Source organism: Ornithinimicrobium sp. (assembly GCF_051004135.1).
GTDB lineage: Bacteria > Actinomycetota > Actinomycetes > Actinomycetales > Dermatophilaceae > Ornithinicoccus.
On the sequence record NZ_JBPCKQ010000089.1, the window covers coordinates 1 to 16,945 of the forward strand.

Here is a 16,945-nt window from a genome sequence, read left to right on the forward strand (position 1 = left end):
TGCCTGTGCTGGTCGTCGACGACAATGCGACCAACCGGCTGGTACTGGAGTCCCAGCTCGTCGCCTGGGGGGCCCGTGCCACGACCCTGGCAGATCCCGAGGCCGTGGTGCCCGCCATGCGGGCTGCAGCCGTAGCCGGCCGGCCCTACGCGGTCGTGATGCTGGACATGTGCATGCCTGGGATGACCGGCCTCCAGCTCGCACACCTGATCTCCTCCGATCGAGTGCTCGGCGGTGCGCGGATGATGATGTTGACGTCGGGTGGCCAGGTACAGGCCACAGACCCGGCCGAGGCAGGCGTGGAGGAGTGGCTGAACAAGCCCGTCAGCACCTCGGACCTCTACGACCGCCTGGTGCGCATGATGACTCGTAGTCAGAAGCTCACGCAACGTCCGGAGCCCGAAGCGCACGGCACCATGGTATCCCTGGGCAGGGTCCTCGTGGTCGAGGACAACGCCCTGAACCAGATGGTCGCCGAGGCGATGGTTACCAAGCTGGGCTACCAGGTGGATCTGGTGGCCAACGGCGAGGAAGCGCTGCACGCCATCTCTGCGGTCGAGTACTCCGCGGTGCTCATGGACTGCCACATGCCGGTGATGGACGGCTTCACCGCGACGGTCGAGATCAGGGATCGTCAGGGATCCCAGAGCCGCGTCCCCATCATCGCAATGACAGCAGGGGCGATGACCGAGGACCGTGACAAGTGCCTGGCGGTCGGCATGGATGACTACGTGTCCAAGCCGGTGAAGGCCGAGGTGCTCGCCGGGGTGCTGGAGAAGTGGATCGCCGCACCGTCGACGGTCTCCTCATGACCTCGGCTCCGGAAGTGCCGACGCTGGACCGTGCGGTGCTCGAGCACCTCCAAGAGTCGCTCGATGACCCCGGTGGCGACTTCATTCTCAGCTTGGCGCAGGTGTTCGAGGGACAGGCAGCCGAGCTGATGACCGAGATCAGCAGCGCCGCCGACGAGGGCGACCTGACCCGGCTACGGCAGACCGCGCACTCGCTCAAGGGCAGCAGCGCGACCCTCGGCGGCACCCGACTCGCCGGGATCTGCCAGGAGCTGGAGCACTGGGAGGGCCCGGCATCCAACGTGCCCTCCAAGGTGGCAGAGCTGCGGGCCGAGTTGACGGGCTTTCAGTCCGAGCTCCGGGGCTTCCTGACGCGTTGAGCACAGCGCGGGCACTACGGTATGACCCATGCGGATCTGCAGGTTCACCACGGGGGATGACCCCATGTTCGGGCTCGTCGACGGGGCGGGGGAGAAGATCGCCGAGATCAGCGGCGACCCGCTCTACACCCGGATCGAGCTGACCGGCGCGACGCACCGGGTCGACCAGGTGCGGCTGCTGGCCCCGGTCATCCCGCGCTCCAAGATCATCGGGATCGGCAAGAACTACGCCGACCACGCCGCGGAGATGGGCGGCGAGGTGCCCGCCGAGCCGCTGATGTTCCTGATCCCCAACACGGCGGTATGCGGTCCGGACGACCCGGTCGTCATCCCGTCGGTGACCACCCAGGTCTCCTACGAGGCCGAGCTGGCGGTGGTGATCGGCCGGCTGTGCAAGGACGTCAGCGCCGAGCAGGCCGGCACGGCCATCCTCGGCTACACGGTCGCCAACGACGTCACCGCCCGCGACCTGCAGAGCAACGACGGGCAGTGGGCGCGAGCCAAGGGGATGGACACCTTCTGCCCGCTCGGCCCGTGGATCGAGACCGACCTGGACATCGACGACCTGTCGGTGGTCAGCCGGGTCGACGGCGAGGTCCGCCAGGACGGCACGACGGCCGACCTGGTGCACGGGGTGGGCGCGCTGATCGAGTACGTATCGGCGGCCTTCACGCTGCTGCCCGGGGACGTCATCCTGACCGGCACCCCGGCCGGTGTGGGCCTGGTCGAGCCGGGGCAGCGGGTCGAGGTCGAGGTCGAGGGCATCGGCGCGATGAGCAACCCGTTCGTCCGCGCCGACTGAGCTCACGGGTCGGGGCTGTGCACCCCGATGCCGTGGGCGGCAGCGACGTCGGCGAGTCGCTGATCAAAGGTAAGCACGGTCCTGGCCCCGTGGGACAGGGCCGTGCCCAGGACGACGGCGTCGGGAAGGCGCAGTCGGGTGCTCGCTCGCAAGCGGGCCCAGCGCAGGGGTGCCTCGCGATCGACGTCAGTGACCTCGACGGCTGCGCGCAGACTGGCGGCCGCCTCGTCCAGCCGGTCCAGCATCGCGGGTCCCACGAGGCACTCGGCGAAGGTCACCGGGTGGAGGAGCACCCCTTCGTCTAGTGCCTCCAGATTCATCCGCGTCGCTACGTCGTGGTGCGGGTCGGACGGATCCCTCAGGGCGATGATCCAGCTCGCGTCGGCGACGATCACTCCGGCCAGTCCTCGCTCCTGCGGTAGAGCGCGGAGGAGCCGGGCAGCGATCCGCCGAGGGAGGCGCGGGCTGCGGCGCGCGCCGACGGGGAGTGCCCACCGGCTGCCCAGTCCTGGAGGATCAGCTGGATGAGCCGAGCGCGAACATCGAGGAGGGTGCGCCAGCCCAGGTGGTCGCGCCGAAGTCGGGGTCGGCGCGTAATCTGCAAGGTGTGACCGACTCCCCGATCGGCATCTTCGATTCCGGCTTCGGTGGTCTCACCGTGGCCCGCGAGGTGCTCGACCAGCTGCCGCACGAGTCGGTGCTCTACCTCGGCGACACCGCCCGCGCCCCCTACGGCCCCCGGCCGATTGCGGAGGTGCGGCACTACGCCCTGGAGTGTCTGGACCGGTTGGTGGACCACGGCGTCAAGGCGCTGGTCATCGCCTGCAACTCGGCCTCGGCGGCCATGCTGGCCGATGCGCGCGAGCGCTACGACGTGCCGGTGGTCGAGGTGATCCGGCCCGCGGTCCGCCGCGCGATGGCGGTCACCCGGACCGGCCGGGTCGCCGTGATCTCCACCCAGGCCACCCACCAGTCCAAGGCCTACCTCGACACCTTCGCCGCCGCGCCGCCGCACGTCGAGGTGCTCAGCCAGCCGTGCCCCCGGTTCGTGGAGTTCGTCGAGGAGGGCACGACCAGCGGCCCCGAGGTGATCGAGACCGCCCGGGCCTATCTAGCGCCGCTGCAGGCCGCCGAGATCGACACGCTGATCCTGGGCTGCACCCACTACCCCCTGCTCACCTCGGCGCTGAGCTACATCCTGGGTGACGGCGTCTCCCTTGTCTCCTCCGCCGAGGCCACCGCCGCCGAGCTGTTCAAGGTGCTCACCGACACCGGGCAGCTGCGCCCCGAGGACCAGGGGGAGCCGACGCACCAGTTCCTCACCACGGGTGACCCACACGGCTTCACCCCGTTGGCCCGCCGATTCCTGGGTCCCGAGGTCGAGCGCGTGCACCAGGCCTTCGTGGGCAGGATGGATGAGTAGGTGCGCCTGAGCGTCGTGGGCTGCGCCGGGTCCTTCCCCGGGCCCGACAGTCCCGCCAGCTGCTACCTGGTGCAGGCCGAGCAGGCGGGTCGCACCTGGAGTGTGCTGCTTGACCTCGGCAGTGGTGCGCTGGGCCCGCTGCAACGGCATACCGACCCGTTGGCGCTCGACGCCGTCCTGCTCACCCACCTGCACCCCGACCACTGCCTGGACCTCACCGGGTTGCATGTCATGCGCACCCACCATCCAAGCGGGCAGGTCAGCGGTCGACTGCCGGTGCACGCCCCGCCCGGTGCCGCCGACCGCCTTGCGCGTGCGCACGGCGTCGAGCACGGGGAGTCCGTCGAGGACAGCTTCGCCTTCGTCGAGCTGCACGACCGCCGGGAGGTCGCCATCGGGCCGTTCCGGATCACCCCGTATGCCGTGCGCCATCCGGTCCCGGCGTTCGGGTTCCGGGTGAGCGCCGGCGCGGTCACGCTGGCCTACACCGGTGACACCGACAGCTGTGACGCCCTGGCCCCGCTGATGAGCCGGGCCGACCTGGTGCTGGCGGAGTGCGCCTTCGTCGAGGACCGCGACACCGAGCGTGGGGTGCACCTGACCGGGCGGCGGGCCGCCGAGGCCGCCGTCGCAGCCGGCGGCGTGCGCCGGCTGATGCTCACCCATCTCCCCGCCTGGAACGACCCCGAGGTATGCCGGGCGCAGGCCGCGCAGGTGTGGTGCGGCAGGGCGCCGGTCGAGCTCGCCGAGCCGGGTCTGCGCTTGGAGCTGTAGCGCCCCGCCATCCGCGGCGGGCCCGGCATACGAAGTCCTGTTGAGCCGACGCGGAGCACACCGTGACGGCATCGTCACCCTTCCGTCAGGAGTGGATGCTTCGATGACTGAGAGACTGGACCTCATGTCCTCACGTATCGGTGCCCCGCTGGCCGGGATCGCCGCAGGGGCGGTCACCCTCGGCGTGGCCGAGCTGCTGGCGCTGGCGCTCGCGCGTTCTGGCAACGCCGGGGGCACCCCCTCGCCGCTGCTCGCGGTCGGCGGTGGCTTCGTCGACCGCACCCCGCCCTGGCTGAAGGACCTCGCCGTCGACCTGTTCGGCACCGCCGACAAGATCGCGCTGTTCGTCGGGATGGGCGCGACGCTGGCCCTGGTCTGCGCCGTCCTCGGCGTCGTGACGACCCGGTGGCGCACCACCGGTCTGGTCCTGTTTGCGCTCGTGGGGGTGGTGGGCAGCCTCGCGGTCCTGACCCGCCCCAACGCGGCCGCGCTCGACGTGGCGCCGACCGTGCTCGGCACCCTGGCCGGCCTCGGCGTGCTGGCCTGGCTGGCCCGAGGGGCGGCGCGGTCGAGCGGGGCGGCCGGTGCGGCCGCCGACTCCACACAGTCGAGCCCGAGCCGCCGGGGCGTGCTGGTCTGGGGTGCCGGTCTGACCGTGCTGGGCGCTGCCGGCATGTATCTCGGACGCACCCTGGGCCAGGCCGCTCAGGTCGTCGAGGCGGCCCGGGCGGACCTGAGAGGCCGCGTGGCCACCGGAGGCTCGCGCACCCCGGTGACCATCCCGGCCGACGCCGACTTCGAGATCGACGGCCTCGCGTCCTACGTCACGCCCAACGAGACGTTCTATCGCATCGACACCGCGCTCTCGGTCCCGCAGGTCGACCCCGGGACCTGGAGCATCCGGGTGCACGGCATGGTCGACACCGAGGTCGAGCTGACCTTCGACGAGCTGCTCGACGAGGAGCTCATCGACACCGTCGTCACCTTGTGCTGTGTGTCCAACGAGGTCGGTGGCAACCTGATCGGCAACGCCCGGTGGACGGGACTGCCGATCCGCGAGCTGCTGTCGCGCGCCGGGGTGCAGGGCGACGCCGACATGGTGCTGTCCACCAGCGCCGACGGCTTCACCGCGGGCACCCCGCTGGAGGCCCTCACCGACGACCGTGACGCGATCCTGGCCGTGGGGATGAACGACGAGCCGCTGCCCGCCGAGCACGGCTTCCCCGTGCGGATGGTCGTGCCCGGTCTCTACGGCTACGTCTCGGCGACCAAGTGGGTGGTCGACCTGGAGGTCACCCGGTTCGACCAGGACCAGGGCTACTGGACGCCCCGCGGGTGGAGCCCGCGCGGACCGATCAAGGTGCAGTCCCGCATCGACGTGCCTCGCGGCGGGAGCACGGTGCAGTCCGGCAGCACCGTGATCGCCGGGGTCGCGTGGGACCAGCAGACCGGCATCGAGCGGGTCGAGGTGCGCGTGGACGGTGGCCAGTGGCAGGAGGCCGAGCTCGCCGACGCCGTGAGCGCCGACACCTGGCGGCAGTGGCGGCTGCCGTGGGACGCCACGTCGGGCGAGCACACCATCGTGGTGCGAGCGACCAACAAGGATGGGGAGACCCAGACCCCGGACCTGGCGCCGCCCGCACCCGACGGCGCCACCGGCTGGCACACCATCGACGTGACGGTGGCGTGAGCGGACGCAGATAGCCTGGGGCCATGACTGCGACCCCCGAGACCGGACGCCGCCACGACGGACGCACAACCGACCAGCTGCGTGAGGTGCGGATCACCCGCAACTGGCTGGACCACGCCGAGGGCAGCGTGCTGGTCGAGTTCGGCCGCACCCGGGTGCTGTGCGCCGCCTCGTTCAGCCAAGGCGTGCCACGCTGGCGCAAGGGCAGTGGTCAGGGTTGGACCACCGCGGAGTACGCCATGCTGCCCCGGTCCACCAACACCCGCAGCGACCGCGAGTCGGTCAAGGGGCGCATCGGCGGACGCACCCATGAGATCTCCCGGCTGATCGGGCGCAGCCTGCGCGCCGTGGTCGACCTCAAGGAGCTGGGCGAAAACACCATCCAGCTCGACTGCGACGTCCTGCAGGCCGACGGTGGCACCCGCACCGCCGCCATCACCGGCGCCTACGTCGCGCTCGTCGACGCCGTCGAGACCGCCCGCGCCAAGGGGTGGATCGCCCGCAAGGCCGAGCCGATCACCGGGTCCGTGGCCGCTGTGAGCGTCGGCATCGTCAACGGTGAGCCGGTGCTCGACCTGGACTACCCCGAGGACTCCACCGCCGAGACGGACATGAACGTCGTGATGACCGGCGACGGCCGCTTCGTCGAGGTGCAGGGCACGGCAGAAGGTGTGCCGTTCGACCGCGAGATGCTCGACGAGCTGCTGGACCTGGCCACCGACGGGTGCGCCGAGCTGGTCGCCCGGCAGGCGGCGGCGCTGGGTGCCGACGACATCGGGGGCTCCGACGCACACGCCGCGGGCGCGGTGCTGCGGTGAGTCAGTCCTCCCTGCGGACCGCGGACCCCCGCCTGGTCCTGGCCACCCGCAACGCGCACAAGGTGGTCGAGCTGCGCGAGATCCTGGCCGACGCGCTGCACCGCACCGGACTGAGCCTGGTCGGCGTCGAGGACTTCCCCCAGGTGGGCGAGGTCGTGGAGTCCGGGGTCACCTTCGCCGCCAACGCGCTGCTCAAGGCCCGGGCCACGGTCCAGGCCACCGGGCTGCCGGCCCTTGCCGACGACTCCGGCCTGGCCGTCGACGTGCTCGGCGGCAGTCCCGGGGTGTTCAGCGCGCGCTGGTCCGGGGTCGGCGGCCCAGCCAAGGACACGACATCCAAGGACAGCGCCAACAACGAGCTGCTGCTCGCCCAGCTCGCCGACGTCCCCGAGGAGCACCGCGGCGCCGGCTTCGTGTGCGCCGCCGCGCTGGTCACCCCCGACGGCACCGAGATCGTCCGCGAGGGCAGTGTGCGCGGGGTGCTCACCCGCGCGCCCCGGGGCAGTGGCGGCTTCGGCTACGATCCGCTGCTGGAGCTGCCCGACGGCCGGACCCTGGCGCAGTACTCTTCGGCGCAGAAGCACGCCGTCTCCCACCGTGGTGCGGCCTTCCGAGCCCTGGCCACCGACCTGGCGCAGGCGCTCGCACCGGTCGGCTGACCGCATACCCCCATCCCGAAGGAACCCATGGTCCAGCAGTGGCGCGGCGTCATCCGCGAGTATGCCGATCGGCTCCCGGAGTCGTTGACCTCCACCGTGGTCACGCTGCGCGAGGGGGGCACCCCGCTGATCCCGGCCGAGCACCTGTCCGAGCGGGTCGGCGCGCAGGTGCACATCAAGTACGAGGGGCTCAACCCGACCTGCTCGTTCAAGGACCGCGGGATGACCACGGCCATCTCGCAGGCCGCCCACAAGGGTGCGCAGGCGGTCATCTGCGCCTCCACCGGCAACACCAGCGCGAGCGCCGCCGCCTACGCGACCAAGGCCGGGATGACCTGCGGTGTGCTGGTGCCCGACGGCAAGATCGCCATGGGCAAGCTGTCCCAGGCGATCGCGCACGGTGCCACGTTGTTGCAGGTCGACGGCAACTTCGACGACTGCCTGACGCTGGCCCGCAAGCTCGCCGAGGCCTACCCGGTCGAGCTGGTCAACTCGGTCAACCCCGCCCGCATCCAAGGGCAGAAGACGGCAGCCTTCGAGGTGGTCGACGTGCTCGGCGACGCCCCGGACATCCACTGCCTGCCGGTCGGCAACGCCGGCAACATCACGGCCTACTGGAAGGGCTACGGCGAGTACACCCAGGACGCCGAGCAGCCCGGACCGGCCACCCACCGCCCCGTCATGTGGGGCTTCCAGGCGGCCGGCTCGGCGCCGATCGTGCTGGGCCACCCGGTGGACCACCCCGACACCCTGGCCACGGCCATCCGGATCGGCAACCCGGCGTCGTGGCAGCAGGCGATCGACGCGCGCGAGGAGTCCGGCGGGGTGATCGCGGCGGTCACCGACGAGCAGATCCTGGAGGCGCACCGGCTGCTGTCGGCGCGGGAGGGCATCTTCGTGGAGCCGGCCTCGGCGGCCTCGGTCGCCGGGCTGCTCACGATGGCCCAGGCCGGTCGAGTGCCCGCGGAGGCAACCGTGGTCTGCACGGTGACGGGACACGGGCTCAAGGACCCGCAGTGGGCGCTGCGGATGGCCGACGGCTCCGACATCGAGCCGACCCGCGTCTCGGTCGACGCGGTCAGCGCCGCGCAGGCGCTCGGGCTGCAGGAGTGAGCGGCGCGACGATGCAGCTCGCCCCCGACGTCTGGCTTCACCCAGGCCGCACCGTGCGGGTCCGGGTGCCGGCCAGCACCGCCAACCTCGGGCCCGGCTTCGATACGATGGGGCTGGGGCTGGGACTGCGCGACGAGTATGCGGTCACCCTCACCGCCGAGCCCGGACTGCAGCTCGAGCTGCACGGGGAGGGCGCGGCTGAGCTGGCTCGCGACGAGAGCCACCTGGTGGCGCGGGCGCTGCGGCAGGCCCTGGAGATCAGCGGGGTCGGCTGGCTCGACGACCTGGCGCGACGCGGGCTGGGGCTGCACCTGCGCTGCGCCAACGTCATCCCGATGTCGGCGGGCCTCGGGTCCTCGGCGGCCGCCGTCGTGGGCGGGCTGGGGCTGGGCTTCGCACTGCTCGCACGGGAGGGCCTGTCCACGGCGACGCTACGGCTGGTCAACACCCACGCCGGCGTGTGGGAGGGCCACCCGGACAACTCCTCGGCCAGTGCCTACGGCGGCTTGACGGTGTCGTGGATGCCGACTGCGCAGGTCGTGCGCACCGTGCACCTCAGTGTCCGCCAGGACATCGAGCCGGTCGTGCTCGTGCCCCGCGGTGACCGGCTGGCCACGTCGACGGCCCGCGCTGTGCTGCCCACCCACGTCCTGCGCCAGGACGCCGTCCACCAGGCAGGACGGTCCGCGCTGCTCGTGCACGCGCTGACCACCGACCCGAGTGTGCTGTGGGACGCCACCTGCGACTGGCTGCACCAGGAGCAGCGACGCCCGGCATACCCCGGCTCGATGGCCGCCGTCGACACCCTGCGCGCCCTCGGGCACGCGGCGGTCGTCTCCGGGGCCGGGCCCAGCGTGCTCGCGCTGGTCCGCACCGACCTCGCCGACCTGGTGCAGGCCGAGGCCCGCGGCTGGGGCCGGGACTGGCAGGTGCTGCGCCCGGGCATCGCCCACCACGGGCTGCTCGTGCATCCCACCGAGGAGCCCTGAGCGGGCACCCGGAGGACCTCACCGGTCTGACAGCCGGCCTCGCGTGCGCTCGGCGGGACTCGAACCCGCACGCCCGTAGGCACAGGAACCTAAATCCTGCGTGTCTACCAGTTCCACCACGAGCGCGTGCGCGACGATCGTATGTCGTCCCTTCGACCGATGGTGCTCCCGCTATACCATGACATGCTTGGTCTCGTGAGCAGTCGGAGCAGAGTGCGCGGCGTGTTGCGCCGCACGGGGCTGGAGGTCCTTGGCTGGACCCTGGTCGTGGTGGGCATCGCCGCTCTCGTGCTGCCCGGTCCCGGGCTGCTGACCCTCTTCGCCGGCATCGTCGTGCTGTCCCAGCAGTACACCTGGGCCGAGCGTCAGGTCGAGCCGGTCAAGCGACGGGCCCTCCAGGCGGCTCGTGAGGGGGTCGCGACCTGGCCGCGCATCGTCTTCAGCGCACTGTCGGCCTGCATCGTCATAGGCGTCGGCGTGGTCTACGGGTTGCAGCCCCCGGTCCCGGACTGGTGGCCGGTCGGCGAGCCATGGTGGCTGCCGGGCGGCTGGGCCACCGCGGCGAGCATCATCGCCGGCGGGATCATCGGGCTCGTGCTCGTGGTCTACAGCGTGCGGCGCTTCCGGGGTCTCGACGCCGAGCAGGTCGACCGCTCCGCCCGCGTCGAGGGCTCGGGTGCCACCCGGGTCGGGGACGAGGAGCGGCGCAACCGGTCAAACCAGGGTGACGCCGAGTGCTCGAGCCAGTGACGCGACGTGCCCTGTGGCGCGGACGTTGTACTTCGCCAGCCGGACCGTGCCGGTGCCGTCCACGACGAGGGTGGACCGGATGACACCGGTCACGGTCTTGCCGTAGAGCTTCTTCTCCCCGTAGGCGCCGTAGGCGGTGAGCACGCTTCGGTCGGCGTCGGACAGGGCGGGGAAGGTCAGGTCCTCCTGCGCCACGAAGGCGGCCAGCTTGGCCGGGGCATCGGGTGAGATGCCGACCACGGCATACCCGCGCTGTTCAAAGACCGCCAGGTTGTCGCGGAAGTCACCCGCCTGGGTGGTGCAGCCGGGGGTCATCGCCGCGGGGTAGCAGTAGATGATCAGGTCCCGGCCTGCATAGTCGCTCAGCGAGACGTTGTTGCCGTGCTGGTCCGGGAGAGTCCAGCCGGGTGCGGGCTGCCCGACCTCGAGTCGCGGCATGCGGAGCCTCCTGAGGACTCGTGGGGTGGTGTTCTGCGTTATCGTCTCAGGCGACTGCTACCTGTTGATCAGGTAGCCCCCAGCAGACCTGCATACGAAGGGACGGCACATGGCCGACACGAAGGCGACGCGCTCCACCGAGGAGATCGAGGCCGATCTTTCCGCCAGCCGGGACCGCCTCGCCCGCACCGTCGATGAGCTCGCGTTCCGGGCCAGCCCGGAGGAGATCAAGCGACGGGGCACGGAGAAGCTCGACGCGCAGAAGGCCCAGCTGAAGGCCAAGGTGGACGGGACCGTCCGCAACGAGGACGGGAGCATCCGGCTCGAGCTGGTCGCCCAGGCCTTGGGGGCGGTTGCCGCAGTGGCGCTCGTGCTGGGCCTGGCCCGCCGGGCCTTCTACCGCGGCTGAGACTCGCCGCGCCGATGAGCGAGCCCGGCAGGCTGCCGATCCGGATGTTGCACGACCGGGTGCTGGTCGTCACCGAGGACGAGCACAGCGAACGGCGCTCCGGTGGTGGCATCGTCATCCCGGCCACGGCGTCCGTGGGCAAGCGGCTGTCCTGGGCGCGGGTCGTGGCCACCGGCCAGCACGTGCGTCAGGTGGAGCTCGATGACCGCGTCCTGTTCGACCCGGAGGACCGCGCCGAGGTCGAGCTCGGCAGCACGGCATACGTCCTGCTGCGTGAGCGCGACATCCATGCGGTGGCCGCCGAGCGGGTCGAGGACGGCCGCACCGGGCTCTACCTGTGAGGAGTCAGTCATCATGATCGTCGATCAGGCGCTCTACTCCGAAGGGCGGCGCCTACCCTGCCCCGACCTGTCCGAGGCGTTGTCGTCGCTGGCGTCCGGCGAGCGCACCGGCTTCGTCTGGATCGGTCTGAAGGACCCGACCGACAGCGAGTTCGACGGCGTCAGACACGATCTGGGACTGCACTCGCTGGCGGTCGAGGACGCCGTGAACGGTCACCAACGGGTCAAGGTGGAGCACTACGACCAGACTGTCTTCGCCGTCCTGAAGACGTTGCGCTACGTCGAGAGCACCTCGGACATCGAGACCGGGGAGGTGATGATCTTCTTCGCTGATAACTTCGTGGTCACCATCCGGCGCGGGGAGGCCGCCCCGCTGGTCGGGGTGCGCCACGAGCTGGAGCACAACCCGCAGACGATGATCGACAACGGGGCCGCCGCGGTCTTCCACGCCGTGCTGGACGCCATCGTGGACACCTACCGAGCCATCGACATCGAGGTCCTGCGCGACCTGGAGCAGATCGAGGAGACGGTCTTCACCACCGGGGACAGGGCGAAGTCGTCCACGATCTACCTGTTGAAGCGCGAGGTGCTGGAGTTCCGACGCGCGGCCGCACCCCTGCTCCGCCCGGTGCAGTGGCTGCATGGTGAGCGGAGTCCCATCGAGTCGGTCGAGCTGCGGCTGCAGTTCCGCGATGTCGCCGACCACCTGATCCAGGTGGTCGACCACATCGACACCTACGACGGTCTGCTCACCGACGTGCTCAACGCCCACCTGGCTCAGATCGGCGTGCAGCAGAACGACGACATGCGCAAGATCAGTGCCTGGGTCGCGATCGCTGCGGTGCCCACCCTGCTCGCCGGGATCTTCGGCATGAACTTCGAGAACATGCCTGGTCTGACCTGGACCTGGGGTTACCCCGCGGTGCTGGTCCTGATGGCCGTGATCTGCGTCAGCCTGTACCGGGCCTTTCGCCGGTCCGGCTGGCTTTGACTCGCTGGGGAGTCTGCGCCCTCGAGCTCCCATTTGCCAGGGATCCTGCGCGCACAACGGTCGGGTGGGTCAGTCGACTTCGTCCCGGGCGACCACGAACGCGTCCACGCAGGCCCGCACGTCGTCCTCGCTGTGCGCGGCCGACAGCTGCACCCGGATCCGGGCCTGGCCCTTGGGCACGACCGGATAGCTGAACGCGATGACGTAGACCCCGCGGGCGAGCATGGCGTCGGCGATCTGCGCGGCCCGACGGGCACCGTCGTCGCCGGGGAACATTACCGGGGTGATCGGGTGGCTGCCCGGCAGCAGCTCGAAGCCGGCTTCGGTCATCAGCGACCGGAACAGCTCGGTGTTGGCGCGTAGCTGCTCGCGGGGGGCCGAGGCGTCGCGGGCGATCTCGAGGGCCTTCAGTGATCCGGCGACGACCGAGGGGGCGACCGCGTTGGAGAACAGGTAGGGCCGGGCCCGCTGCTTGAGCAGCTCCACGATCTCGGGGTGCGCTGCGACATACCCGCCGCTGGCACCGCCCAGCGCCTTGCCGAGGGTGCCGGTAATGATGTCCACGCGGCCGAGGACACCGCAGTGCTCGGCGGTGCCGCGGCCGCCCTCGCCGACGAAGCCGGTCGCGTGGCAGTCGTCGACGAAGACCATCGCGCCGAACTCCTCGGCCAGGTCGCAGATCTCACTCAGCGGCGCGTAGTAGCCGTCCATCGAGAACACGCCGTCGGTGACCACCACCATCCGGCGGGCCCCGCCCTCCTGCGCCGCCTCGAGCTGGGTGCGCAGGTCGTCCATGTCGCGGTTGGCGTAGCGGAACCGCCGGGCCTTGGACAACCGGACACCGTCGATGATCGAGGCGTGGTTGAGCGCGTCGGAGATGATCGCGTCCTCGGCGCTGAACAGCACCTCGAAGGTGCCGCCGTTGGCGTCGAAGCAGGAGGCGAAGAGCACCGCGTCCGGCGTGCCGGAGAACTCGGCGAGCCGGGTCTCCAGCTCGCGGTGCTGGGTCTGGGTGCCGCAGATGAAGCGCACCGAGGCCATCCCGAAGCCCCACTCGTCCAGGGCGTCGTGGGCCGCCGCGACGACGTCGGGGTGGTCGGCGAGCCCGAGGTAGTTGTTGGCGCAGAAGTTCAGCGCCTCACCGGCCGTGGTGGCGATGTGCGCGGACTGCGGCGTGGTGATCTGGCGCTCCTGCTTGTAGAGCCCGTCGTCGCGGATCTGCTGCAGCTCGGCGGCCAGCTCCTGCTTCACGGCATACATTGGGTGTCTCCTTCAGCTCCAGTCCATGACGACCTTGCCGCACTCGCCCGAGCGAGCGGCGGCGAAGGCCTCGTCCCAGCGGTCCGCTGGGTAGCGGTGGGTGATGACCGCCCGGATGCGGTCGCGCAGCACCGGTGAGGTCTGCATCATGAAGGTCATCCGGTACCACGTGTCATACATCTCGCGGCCGTAGATGCCCTTGATCGTCAGCATCCGGGTGATCACCGGACCCCAGTCGATGGCGAACGGCCCGCCGGGCAGTCCCAGCATCGCGATCTTGGCGCCGTGCGTGCAGTTGTCGATCAGCTCGGTCATCGCCGACGGATGGCCGGACATCTCCAGCGCGACGTCGAACCCCTCGGCCATGCCCAGGTCGGTCTGCACCGGCGCCACCCGGTCTCGCGTCACGTTGACCACGCGGTCGGCCCCGGCGGCCAGCGCCAGGTCGAGCCGGTAGTCCGAGACGTCGGTGGCCACGACATACCGGGCCCCGATGTGCCGGGCGATGGCCACGGCCATCACCCCGATGGGGCCGGCGCCGGTGATCAGCACGTCGTCGCCGCTCATCGGGAAGCTCAGCGCGGTGTGCACGGCGTTGCCGAGCGGGTCGAAGACCGCGCCGAGGTCGGCGTCGATGTCATCGGGCTGGGCCCAGACGTTGGTATGCGGAACGCAGACGTAGTCGGCGAACGCCCCGTCGCGGTTGACGCCCAGGTTGGAGGTGCGCACGCACATGTGCTGACGCCCCGCCCGGCAGTTGCGGCATACCCCGCAGATCACATGCCCCTCGACCGAGACGCGCATGCCGACGGCCAGGTCGTACTTGCCGGCGCCCTGCGGCGCGCTCGCACCGAGCTCGACGATCTCGCCGTAGAGCTCGTGGCCCACGATCAGTGGCGGTGCCAGCATCGAGGCGGCCCAGTCGTCCCAGGATTCGATGTGCAGGTCGGTGCCGCACAACCCTGCCCGCAGCACCCGGATCTTGACCTCGCCCTCGGCCGGGGAGGGCTCCGGCACCTCGATCAGCTCGAGCCCGGGGCCGGCGTGGGTCTTGACGAGGGCGCGCATGGGGCCATCCTCGCCGACACCGAACTGATTTCGTGTGCCGGGGGCCCGGTGCTAGTCTTCTGCGCTGTCGCGCCAATAGCTCAATTGGCAGAGCAGCTGACTCTTAATCAGCGGGTTCGGGGTTCGAGTCCCTGTTGGCGCACTCCTTCTGCCTTGCGGATCCGTCCCTGGGTATGCGGCACACTGGGCTCTCGTGAGCACCTCCACTCCCGCGCCCCGGCGGGTCACCGCCAAGCCCGACGTGGTCAACTCCCTCAAGCGGGGGTTCGCCGAGTTCTTGGAGGACGGCGGTCCGGACATCGCGGCGACGCTGACCTACTACGCGGTGCTGTCGCTCTTCCCGGCCATCATCGCGTTGACCTCACTGCTCGGTGTCTTCGGCCAGGGTTCGGACACCACCCGGGCGTTGCTCGATGTGCTCGGCGAGCTGGGCGTCAGTGGCGACTCCTTGACGACGATCGGTGACTACATCGACAACCTCCAGGACGTCGACGGGGCGAGCCTGGGCCTGATCCTCGGTCTCGCCGGGGCGCTCTTCGCCGCCTCCAACTACGTCAACGCCTTCTCGCGGGCGATGAACAAGGTCTACGGGGTGCAGGAAGGCCGGCCGATCTGGAAGCTGCGGCCATGGATGGTGCTGATCACCCTGATCGTGCTGGTCTTGGTGATGCTGGTGGCCTTCTCACTGGTGTTCACCGGCGGCATCGTCGAGGCGGTGGGCAACGTCGTCGGGCTCGGGAGCACGGCCGTCACCGTCTGGGGCATTGCGAAGTGGCCGGTGATGTTCCTCGTGGTGGTCGGGATCGTGGGCCTGCTCTACCGGGGCACCCCCAACGTCAAGTATCCGAAGCTTCGGCTGTTCAGCACGGGCGCGCTGATGGCCATCGTGGTCTGGGGTATCGCGACTGCCGGGTTCGGGTTCTACGTGTCCCAATCCAAGTCCTACGACGCCACGTACGGCGCCCTGGCCGGAGTGATCGTGCTTCTGGTCTGGCTGTGGATCACCAATATCGTGCTCATCCTGGGGGCTGAGATCGACTCCGAGCTGGAGCGCAGCCGTCAGCTGCGCTCCGGGCTGCCGGCCGAGCACGAGATCCAGCTGCCGCCCCGGGACAGCTCAGGGGTCGTCAAGAAGGAGGAAGCGGAGCAGGAGCGTGTCCGCAAGATGCGGGGCATCCGAATCAAGGCCGCGGAGGGGCGGCTCGAGAAGTAACCGCCCAGACACCGCTGCGGGCCGGCTGAAGTGGTCCGGAGCACGACCGCCCAGCAGGTACGATGGTCGGCGTTGCCTGAACGGCTCGATGCTGCAGACGGCGCATGGTGGGTGTAGCTCAGCAGGTAGAGCGCCGCGTTGTGGTCGCGGATGTCGCGGGTTCAAGTCCCGTCACTCACCCTCTCAAGGGCGATGCCTCTCTGTTTTCGCAGGTAAGACCCCATCTGACGTGTAGCGATGCGCGATCAAATCGTCCTTCTTGTTGAGCAGGACTGTGCACGTCTAGGCATGTGACAGCAAAATTTCTGTCACACTGCTGTCACGGTTTCGGTTTAAAGCCCGGCACGAACAGCACCTGGCACACCTGGAGGACGCATGGCCTCGCTCTCGAAGCTGCCTCGGGGACTCTCCCTCTACCGAGGCCGCTATCGGGTCAGGATGGACCACGAGGGGCGTACCGTCGCCCTCGGCATGTTCGACACCCTCGGCGATGCCAAGGCCGCGCTGAACATCGCCAGGGCCGACGTTGCCCGTGGCCTCTTCGTGCCGCCTGCTGAGCGTCGAGCCGTCCGCAAGGCCCAGGGCGAGCGCGCCGCGGCCGCGAGTATGACGCTGCGGCAGTGGTCCGAGCAGTGGCTGGTCGCTCTAGGTGGCTGGTGTTTTTTGCCGCGTGGCGGTCCCGTGGCGGGTTGGGCTGCCCCGGGAGGATGTGCCTATGGCGCTGACATATCGACCGCGGGTTGAGTCATGACGTTGGGGATCACGCCGAGGCAGGCGGACTTGTTCCGTTCCACGGTCGGGTACTGCGAGCCGCGGGTGGCGCCGGAGTCGATCTATGGGTTGTTGCACCGGGAGTGCTACCGGCTGTTTCCGGATGAGATGTTCGCGGACTTGTTCACCGATGTGGGGCGGCGCAGTGTGCCGCCGATGGTGGTGGCGGTGGTGATGGTGTTGCAGCGGATCGAGGGGTGCAGCGACCGGGAGGCGGTGGACCGGTTCGCCTTCGATGCCCGGTGGAAGTACGCCGCGGGCGGGT

The 16,945-nt window shown here is 70.1% G+C and carries 22 protein-coding genes and 3 tRNA genes; 19 read left to right on the plus strand and 6 right to left on the minus strand.

Going from position 1 to position 16,945, the window contains the following annotated elements:
- The 3 genes from ACR2FV_RS05050 to ACR2FV_RS05060 all read left to right on the plus strand — a co-directional run.
- A partial coding sequence (locus tag ACR2FV_RS05050) for a response regulator (RefSeq protein ID WP_434014611.1) occupies window positions 1-812 on the plus strand: 812 nt, incomplete at its 5' end.
- Window positions 809-1,171, plus strand: a complete 363-nt coding sequence (locus ACR2FV_RS05055) for an Hpt domain-containing protein (protein ID WP_434014612.1) — start codon at window positions 809-811, stop codon at window positions 1,169-1,171. The genes ACR2FV_RS05050 and ACR2FV_RS05055, both read left to right, overlap by 4 nt.
- Before the next feature lie 28 nt (window positions 1,172-1,199).
- Window positions 1,200-1,973 carry a fumarylacetoacetate hydrolase family protein gene (locus ACR2FV_RS05060; protein WP_434014613.1) on the plus strand — a complete coding sequence of 258 codons (774 nt, stop codon included), beginning with the start codon at window positions 1,200-1,202 and terminating at the stop codon, window positions 1,971-1,973.
- A 2-nt stretch (window positions 1,974-1,975) separates the two neighbouring features.
- Here the strand turns inward: ACR2FV_RS05060 and ACR2FV_RS05065 are convergent, their stop codons facing one another.
- Window positions 1,976-2,368, minus strand: coding sequence for a type II toxin-antitoxin system VapC family toxin (locus ACR2FV_RS05065; protein WP_434014614.1), 393 nt, complete (start codon window positions 2,366-2,368; stop codon window positions 1,976-1,978).
- Window positions 2,365-2,577 carry a hypothetical protein gene (locus tag ACR2FV_RS05070; protein ID WP_434014615.1) on the minus strand — a complete coding sequence of 71 codons (213 nt, stop codon included), beginning with the start codon at window positions 2,575-2,577 and terminating at the stop codon, window positions 2,365-2,367. The genes ACR2FV_RS05065 and ACR2FV_RS05070 overlap by 4 nt, the downstream gene beginning before the upstream one ends.
- Before the next feature lie 3 nt (window positions 2,578-2,580).
- On the opposite strand from ACR2FV_RS05070, the gene murI reads away from it, so the two are divergent.
- From murI to ACR2FV_RS05105, 7 genes are all read left to right on the plus strand, one after another.
- Window positions 2,581-3,396 (plus strand): glutamate racemase, encoded by an 816-nt coding sequence (murI, locus tag ACR2FV_RS05075; RefSeq protein ID WP_434014616.1) that lies wholly within the window; start codon window positions 2,581-2,583, stop codon window positions 3,394-3,396.
- On the plus strand, window positions 3,397-4,170 hold the full coding sequence (locus ACR2FV_RS05080) for an MBL fold metallo-hydrolase (protein WP_434014617.1): 774 nt from the start codon (window positions 3,397-3,399) through the stop codon (window positions 4,168-4,170). It begins immediately after the preceding gene.
- Window positions 4,171-4,273: 103 nt separating this feature from the next.
- Window positions 4,274-5,860, plus strand: coding sequence for a molybdopterin-dependent oxidoreductase (locus ACR2FV_RS05085; RefSeq protein WP_434014618.1), 1,587 nt, complete (start codon window positions 4,274-4,276; stop codon window positions 5,858-5,860).
- 23 nt (window positions 5,861-5,883) lie between these two features.
- Complete coding sequence (rph, locus tag ACR2FV_RS05090; RefSeq protein WP_434014619.1) at window positions 5,884-6,678, plus strand: ribonuclease PH; 795 nt, start codon at window positions 5,884-5,886, stop codon at window positions 6,676-6,678.
- Window positions 6,675-7,337, plus strand: coding sequence for a non-canonical purine NTP pyrophosphatase (locus ACR2FV_RS05095; protein ID WP_434014620.1), 663 nt, complete (start codon window positions 6,675-6,677; stop codon window positions 7,335-7,337). Before rph ends, ACR2FV_RS05095 begins: the two co-directional genes overlap by 4 nt.
- A 27-nt stretch (window positions 7,338-7,364) precedes the next feature.
- Window positions 7,365-8,450 (plus strand): threonine synthase, encoded by a 1,086-nt coding sequence (gene thrC, locus ACR2FV_RS05100; protein WP_434014621.1) that lies wholly within the window; start codon window positions 7,365-7,367, stop codon window positions 8,448-8,450.
- Complete coding sequence (locus tag ACR2FV_RS05105; protein WP_434014622.1) at window positions 8,447-9,439, plus strand: homoserine kinase; 993 nt, start codon at window positions 8,447-8,449, stop codon at window positions 9,437-9,439. Before thrC ends, ACR2FV_RS05105 begins: the two co-directional genes overlap by 4 nt.
- A gap of 44 nt (window positions 9,440-9,483) precedes the next feature.
- On the opposite strand, the gene ACR2FV_RS05110 is transcribed toward ACR2FV_RS05105, so the two are convergent.
- Window positions 9,484-9,565: transfer RNA gene (locus tag ACR2FV_RS05110), tRNA-Leu, on the minus strand.
- A gap of 69 nt (window positions 9,566-9,634) precedes the next feature.
- Between ACR2FV_RS05110 and ACR2FV_RS05115 the strand changes: the two genes are divergently transcribed.
- Window positions 9,635-10,189 carry a PGPGW domain-containing protein gene (locus tag ACR2FV_RS05115; RefSeq protein WP_434014623.1) on the plus strand — a complete coding sequence of 185 codons (555 nt, stop codon included), beginning with the start codon at window positions 9,635-9,637 and terminating at the stop codon, window positions 10,187-10,189.
- Here ACR2FV_RS05115 and ACR2FV_RS05120 read toward each other — a convergent pair.
- Entirely contained in the window at window positions 10,154-10,627 is a 474-nt protein-coding gene (locus ACR2FV_RS05120) for a peroxiredoxin (protein WP_434014624.1), read from the minus strand. The genes ACR2FV_RS05115 and ACR2FV_RS05120 overlap by 36 nt on opposite strands.
- Window positions 10,628-10,736: 109 nt before the next feature.
- Here ACR2FV_RS05120 and ACR2FV_RS05125 point away from each other — a divergent pair, with 109 nt between their 5' ends.
- Genes ACR2FV_RS05125 through corA form a run of 3 tightly spaced genes read left to right on the plus strand, consistent with a single transcriptional unit; the run spans window position 10,737 to window position 12,368 of the window.
- A complete protein-coding gene (locus tag ACR2FV_RS05125) occupies window positions 10,737-11,036 on the plus strand; it encodes a DUF3618 domain-containing protein (RefSeq protein ID WP_434014625.1) in 300 nt (99 codons plus the stop codon).
- Between the two features lie 14 nt (window positions 11,037-11,050).
- Window positions 11,051-11,377 carry a GroES family chaperonin gene (locus ACR2FV_RS05130; RefSeq protein ID WP_434014626.1) on the plus strand — a complete coding sequence of 109 codons (327 nt, stop codon included), beginning with the start codon at window positions 11,051-11,053 and terminating at the stop codon, window positions 11,375-11,377.
- Between the two features lie 13 nt (window positions 11,378-11,390).
- Complete coding sequence (gene corA, locus ACR2FV_RS05135) at window positions 11,391-12,368, plus strand: magnesium/cobalt transporter CorA (protein ID WP_434014627.1); 978 nt, start codon at window positions 11,391-11,393, stop codon at window positions 12,366-12,368.
- Between the two features lie 69 nt (window positions 12,369-12,437).
- On the opposite strand, the gene ACR2FV_RS05140 is transcribed toward corA, so the two are convergent.
- Complete coding sequence (locus ACR2FV_RS05140; RefSeq protein WP_434014628.1) at window positions 12,438-13,628, minus strand: glycine C-acetyltransferase; 1,191 nt, start codon at window positions 13,626-13,628, stop codon at window positions 12,438-12,440.
- Between the two features lie 12 nt (window positions 13,629-13,640).
- Window positions 13,641-14,696 (minus strand): L-threonine 3-dehydrogenase, encoded by a 1,056-nt coding sequence (gene tdh, locus ACR2FV_RS05145; RefSeq protein ID WP_434014629.1) that lies wholly within the window; start codon window positions 14,694-14,696, stop codon window positions 13,641-13,643.
- Between the two features lie 69 nt (window positions 14,697-14,765).
- Here tdh and ACR2FV_RS05150 point away from each other — a divergent pair.
- The 5 genes from ACR2FV_RS05150 to ACR2FV_RS05170 form a co-directional block, all read left to right on the plus strand.
- A tRNA-Lys gene (locus ACR2FV_RS05150) sits at window positions 14,766-14,838 on the plus strand.
- 51 nt (window positions 14,839-14,889) lie between these two features.
- A complete protein-coding gene (locus tag ACR2FV_RS05155; RefSeq protein WP_434014630.1) occupies window positions 14,890-15,909 on the plus strand; it encodes a YihY/virulence factor BrkB family protein in 1,020 nt (339 codons plus the stop codon).
- 107 nt (window positions 15,910-16,016) lie between these two features.
- Window positions 16,017-16,089, plus strand: a tRNA-His gene (locus ACR2FV_RS05160).
- 195 nt (window positions 16,090-16,284) lie between these two features.
- The gene (locus ACR2FV_RS05165; RefSeq protein WP_434014631.1) at window positions 16,285-16,653 is read left to right on the plus strand and encodes a hypothetical protein; all 369 of its coding nucleotides are present in this window, start codon (window positions 16,285-16,287) and stop codon (window positions 16,651-16,653) included.
- Between the two features lie 36 nt (window positions 16,654-16,689).
- A partial coding sequence (locus ACR2FV_RS05170) for a transposase (protein ID WP_434014632.1) occupies window positions 16,690-16,945 on the plus strand: 256 nt, incomplete at its 3' end.

Coding starts and splice junctions, on each gene's coding strand:
- ACR2FV_RS05120 (WP_434014624.1), bottom strand. CDS start 10,627: ATGCCGCGACTCGAGGTCGGGCAGCCCGCACCCGGCTGGACTCTCCCG.
- rph (WP_434014619.1), top strand. CDS start 5,884: ATGACTGCGACCCCCGAGACCGGACGCCGCCACGACGGACGCACAACC.
- corA (WP_434014627.1), top strand. CDS start 11,391: ATGATCGTCGATCAGGCGCTCTACTCCGAAGGGCGGCGCCTACCCTGC.
- thrC (WP_434014621.1), top strand. CDS start 7,365: ATGGTCCAGCAGTGGCGCGGCGTCATCCGCGAGTATGCCGATCGGCTC.
- ACR2FV_RS05165 (WP_434014631.1), top strand. CDS start 16,285: ATGGCCTCGCTCTCGAAGCTGCCTCGGGGACTCTCCCTCTACCGAGGC.
- ACR2FV_RS05060 (WP_434014613.1), top strand. CDS start 1,200: ATGCGGATCTGCAGGTTCACCACGGGGGATGACCCCATGTTCGGGCTC.
- tdh (WP_434014629.1), bottom strand. CDS start 14,696: ATGCGCGCCCTCGTCAAGACCCACGCCGGCCCCGGGCTCGAGCTGATC.
- ACR2FV_RS05140 (WP_434014628.1), bottom strand. CDS start 13,628: ATGTATGCCGTGAAGCAGGAGCTGGCCGCCGAGCTGCAGCAGATCCGC.
- ACR2FV_RS05130 (WP_434014626.1), top strand. CDS start 11,051: ATGAGCGAGCCCGGCAGGCTGCCGATCCGGATGTTGCACGACCGGGTG.
- ACR2FV_RS05125 (WP_434014625.1), top strand. CDS start 10,737: ATGGCCGACACGAAGGCGACGCGCTCCACCGAGGAGATCGAGGCCGAT.
- ACR2FV_RS05055 (WP_434014612.1), top strand. CDS start 809: ATGACCTCGGCTCCGGAAGTGCCGACGCTGGACCGTGCGGTGCTCGAG.
- ACR2FV_RS05085 (WP_434014618.1), top strand. CDS start 4,274: ATGACTGAGAGACTGGACCTCATGTCCTCACGTATCGGTGCCCCGCTG.